General features: G+C 67.8%; 3 protein-coding genes. 2 read left to right on the top strand and 1 reads right to left on the bottom strand.

Annotation, left to right across the window (positions count from 1 at the left end):
• Both HR086_RS44925 and HR086_RS44920 read left to right on the top strand, forming a co-directional pair.
• The coding region (locus tag HR086_RS44925) for an MbnP family copper-binding protein (protein ID WP_174468726.1) at nucleotides 1–903 on the top strand (903 nt) is incomplete at its 5' end.
• A 97-nt stretch (nucleotides 904–1,000) separates the two neighbouring features.
• Nucleotides 1,001–2,953, top strand: a complete 1,953-nt coding sequence (locus HR086_RS44920) for an alginate lyase family protein (RefSeq protein ID WP_174463493.1) — start codon at nucleotides 1,001–1,003, stop codon at nucleotides 2,951–2,953.
• Nucleotides 2,954–3,040: 87 nt separating this feature from the next.
• Here the strand turns inward: HR086_RS44920 and HR086_RS44915 are convergent.
• A partial coding sequence (locus HR086_RS44915; protein ID WP_217442207.1) for a polysaccharide lyase 6 family protein occupies nucleotides 3,041–4,559 on the bottom strand: 1,519 nt, incomplete at its 5' end.

Here is a 4,559-nt window from a genome sequence, read left to right as displayed (position 1 = left end):
CGAGGGAGCGGGGAGGCGGGACGGCTTGCGCCGCGCGTCGGCACCATCGCGCGGGCCGTGTTGGGGGGCGGAGGGAGCCTCCGGCTGCTCGTGCTCGCGGCGCCCGTGCTCCTGCTTGCCTGCATGGGGGAGCGTCAGGTCTCGGTCCAGTTCACCGCCCAGGTGCGCGGCGAGCCCCTGCGCTGCGATGCGAGCTACGAGAAGGTCGGTGCCTCGGGGACCAGCCTCCAGTTGCTGGACTTCAAGGCGTACGTCCATGACGTCGCGTTGGTGCGCAAGAACGGGGACCGTTTCCCCCTGGTGTTGGCGCAGGATGGGCGCTGGCAGCGCAAGACGATCGCCCTGCTCGACTTCGAGGACGGCACCGGCACCTGCAACACGGGCAGCCCGGAGCTCCGCACCGAGGTGGTCGGCGTCGTGCCTGACTTCGACGACTACACCGGCGTGGAGTTCACGCTGGGGGTTCCTCGCGAGCTCAACCACAGGAATGTGGAGTGGGCCGCCCCACCGCTGAACGACCCCAGCATGTGGTGGAGCTGGACGTACGGCTACAGGTACCTCCGGCTCGACGTGCGCTCGGGTGGCAATAGGGCCTATGTCTTCCACGTCCGCGCCGACGGCTGCACCGGGACGCCGGACATCGGCGTCGACTGCAGCGCGGAGAATCAGAGCACCATCCTCCTCACGGGCTTCGTGCCAGGGCGCAGCCGGGTCGTCTTCGACGTGGCCGCGCTCTTCGCGCACACGGACTTCGAGAGCTCCGGGGACGGGCTGACGGACCCTGTCCCAGGGTGCTTCTCCAGCGCCGGGGACCCGGAGTGTGCCGCGCTGCTCCCGCAGGTCGGGCTCGGCCGCGGACCCAGGGTGCTCGGCGGCACGGACGCCTTCATCCGTGTGGAATAGGTCCGGCGAGGCTCGCCTGGACCGGACTGTTCGCCGACTTGCAACGGAGTGATGAGACATGGCGCGACGATTGGGATGGAGAGCCGTGGAAGGTGCCTTGCTCCTCGTACTGCTCACGCACTGCGGGACTGAGAAGGAGCCGTCGCACGAGCTCGACTCGGCGCAGGTGCTGAACATCGCCTGCGGGCGCGAGGATGCGAACCCGGTGCAGCAGAAGGGCTGCGAGGGCAGCGCGTGCGTGGTGCAGGGCCATGTCTTCGGTAAAGAGGTGGCCTACTTGTGGTTGGACGAGGGGGAGCTGGAGGTCGCGGACCTCCTCCTCAAGGACACCTGGTCCGTTCCCCGGTTCGAGCCGGTCCGCCTGCCCCAGCCGCTGACCTGGACGGAGGACCCCTACGGCGAGAAGTTCTGGCGCTATGTCTTCTACGGGTTGCGGCCCACCGCCCATCTCTTGTGGGCCTTCCGGGAGACGGGAGACGGGCGCTACCGCGACAAGCTCATGGACATCTTCAGGAGCTTCGCCGCGAACAAGAAGAACTCCGTCTTCAGCGAGGACAAGCACGGCACGGCCTACCGGGCCATGGTGCTCGTCAACTCGTACTGGAAGCTCAAGCACGCGGATGCCCTCTCCTGGCAGGACTCGACGCTGCTCGAATGGCTCATCATCGAGGATGCGCGCTTCCTGGAGGACCCGAAGCATTTCGAGGCGGGCTTCAACCACGGGTTCGCCGAAGCGGCGGCGTTGCTGCTCATCGCGGAGAACTTCCCGCACTTCAAGGATGCGCCGCGCTGGCGTGAGCTGGCGCTGGAGCGCTACGACGATCTGCTCACGGATATCATCGGCTCGGACGGCTTCATCATCGAGAACTCCGCCTACTACCAGTTCTACGTCTTCACCCAGGTGTATCAGCTCTCGCAGTGGGCCCAGACGTACGGCCTGGAGATGTCTCCTCTCGTCAGGGAAGTGCTGGAGCGGATGGCCCGCTTCGCCTCCTACGTGGTGCAGCCCGACGGGCGCATCCCCATGCTCGGGGCGAGCCAGCGTCTGCTGGTGCGCAAGCACCAACCGGTATTGCTCGCGCGAATGGGCGCGGCCTTCCCCGAACTGGGCCACATGCTGACGGCGGGCATGTGTGGCACCGCGCCCACCGAGCGCCTCGCCTTCTTCGCGAGCTCCGGCGTGGCAGTGCTCCGCTCCTCGTTCGACACCGCCCTGGACTACCAGGCACAGACGCACCTGGTGTTCGACACGGGGCCCTACCGCACGGACCACAGTCACCTGGACGCCCTCAACGTGGTCCTCTACTCGGCCGGACGGACGCTGCTGACGGACTCCGGGATGTTCACCGAGGAGCCGGGAGAGGAGGAGGCCTACTTCCGCAGCACCCGCGCCCACAACACCGTGACGGTGGATGGATTGGACCAGCGCGACGGGCACGCCAGCCCCAGCCTCACCGCACAGGGGGGACAGTGGCTCTACCAGTCAGGCTTCCACGCGCTGTACGAAGGGGTGCGTCACTGGCGCGCGGTCATGCTGCTGGAGAAGGACGTCGTCCTGGTGGTGGACCGGCTCCTGTCGGAGGACTCGCACCGCTTCGAGCAGCGCTGGCAGTTCCAGCCGGACCTCACCGTCGCCACGCAGGGCGTCTCCGCCTTCGTCACCGACCCGAAGGGCAAGCGCGTCCTCCAGGTCACCCAGGCCCTGCCAGACGGCCTGTCCGTCTCCACCGTGCGCGGGGCCACCAGGCCGTATGACGGCTGGTACTCGGAGGACTACGAGGTTCGCAAGGCGTCGACGGTGCTCATCTATCCGCGCGAAGGCACGCAGGCGCACTACGCGACCCTCTTCACCAGTGGTCTGAACGCCCTGTCGCCAGCCTATGTCTCAGCCGTGCCGCTGCAGGAGGGGGTCGACGTACACGCCTGTGCGGCGGGCCGCGGCTATCGCATCCGGGTGCAGCGGCCCGCCGAATCGGACGAGGCCGTCACGGTCACCGCCGCACCCGAGTCCTGTGCGCGGGAGAATGCAGGCTCTCCCGGCTCGCCCTGAGCCGTTCGTCCAGGGGTCCACGACAAATGCAGGGGCTCCCGCTGTCTGGCGAGCCCCTGCTTCGTTCAGGACCTTCTGGCGCTCTGCTCAGGGAGCCAGAGGTCCGACGTCCGCGGAGGTGAGCGGACGTCGCGGGCCCGCTCCGCTCACGGTCTGGTCCGCGCCCACGTCCAGCGCGCCGGTGCGCGCCTGTCCATCCATGTCCGTGGTGGGGGGCTGGGTGCCAGTGGAGGGACGCGCCGCGCCAATCACCGGGCTCGCGGCGGTGGGACGCAGCAGTCCATCCGCCGCGCGCACCAGCTTGGGGTCCGCCCGGACGTAGCCCGCGGACGGGATGTCGCCGGGCGAGGCCGCGCCCCAGAGCATGTTGCCGACGGCCGTGAAGCCATCCGGAGCCCGCTCGAAGTCCACCAACGCGCCCTGCTCACCGACGAGGAGGTTGTTCTCGACGCGCAGATCCCTGGCCGGAATGGGCCGGCGCGAGTCGGAGGCGCCGATGACCAGGTGGGTCGGCCCGTTGCCCACCAGGGTGTTGAAGGCCACGGTCACCCGGTTGGCGACGCTGCAGTCCGTGCCCAGGCCCGTGTCCTCCTCGGTGCAGCCGCTGCTGAGGACGATGGTGCCCTGGGCGCCCGTGCCGGTGCTGCCTTCAATGTAGTTGTTGGTGATGAGGTGGTCGTGGCCGTAGATGCGCAGACCCCCTGCGTTGTTCAGGATGAAGTTGCCATCCACCACGTTCTTGTTGCCGTGGCGCAGCACCAGCGAGCCCTTGTTGTTGCGCAGGGTGTTGCCGCGGAAGACGTTCTCCGAGCTCTTGTTGGAGATGACCTCGGGGTCACCGTTGCACTCCTCGAAGAGGTTGGCCTCCACGACGGTGTGCGCGCTGATGGGGCCGCGCTTGCTGTCGCCGATTCGCAGGCACTCGCCTCCCTCGGTGTCGAGGGTCAGCTTCTGGAAGAAGTTGTGATCGATGCGGTCGTTCTGCGACATGCCCGTGCTTCCATTCGGCGCATCGCCATAGACGGCGAGGAAGACGTTGGAGCTCTTCTTGTCGTGGAAGTGGTTGTGGTCGATGCGGTTGTTGCCGCTGCCCGCGCCCTCCAGCCGCATCCAGGTGCTGATGGACGTCGTGTCCTTGATGGCGAACTCGTTCCGGGTGAAGCGGACATGGGTCGAGCCGACGATTCTCAGCGCGACGTCTCCTTCTTCCACCGCATGCGTCAGCTTGAAGCCCCGAAGGATGACGTGGGAGGCGCCTTCCACGAGGAAGCTCGACGCGCCGCCGATGCTCGCCCCACCCACGGTCTTCGCGGTGATGACGATGGGATCTTTTTCCGTGCCCTGGACCGACACCTCGATGGGGTCCGCGTTGGTGTAGGCGCCGTCGGCGAGCTCGATGCGGTCCCCCGGGAGGGCGGACGCAATCATGCTCCGCAGCTCGTTGAGGTTGCGTGCGCTGAGCGTCCGCTTGGGGGTGGGCAGGACATCGACCTGCTCGGGCGGAGTGGTTACAGGAGGCTCAGGGTCCGTCGGGTCGGGGATGACAGGCCCGGGGTCGGTCGTGGGAGGGGTGCCGGCGTCAGGCTCGCCGGTGCCAGGGGTAGGG

Origin of the sequence: Myxococcus sp. CA039A (assembly GCF_013336645.1) — a bacterium.
Lineage (GTDB): Bacteria > Myxococcota > Myxococcia > Myxococcales > Myxococcaceae > Myxococcus > Myxococcus llanfairpwllgwyngyllgogerychwyrndrobwllllantysiliogogogochensis.
The sequence above is the reverse complement of the archived record's forward strand: the minus strand, read 5'-3'. Positions and strand labels throughout refer to the sequence as shown.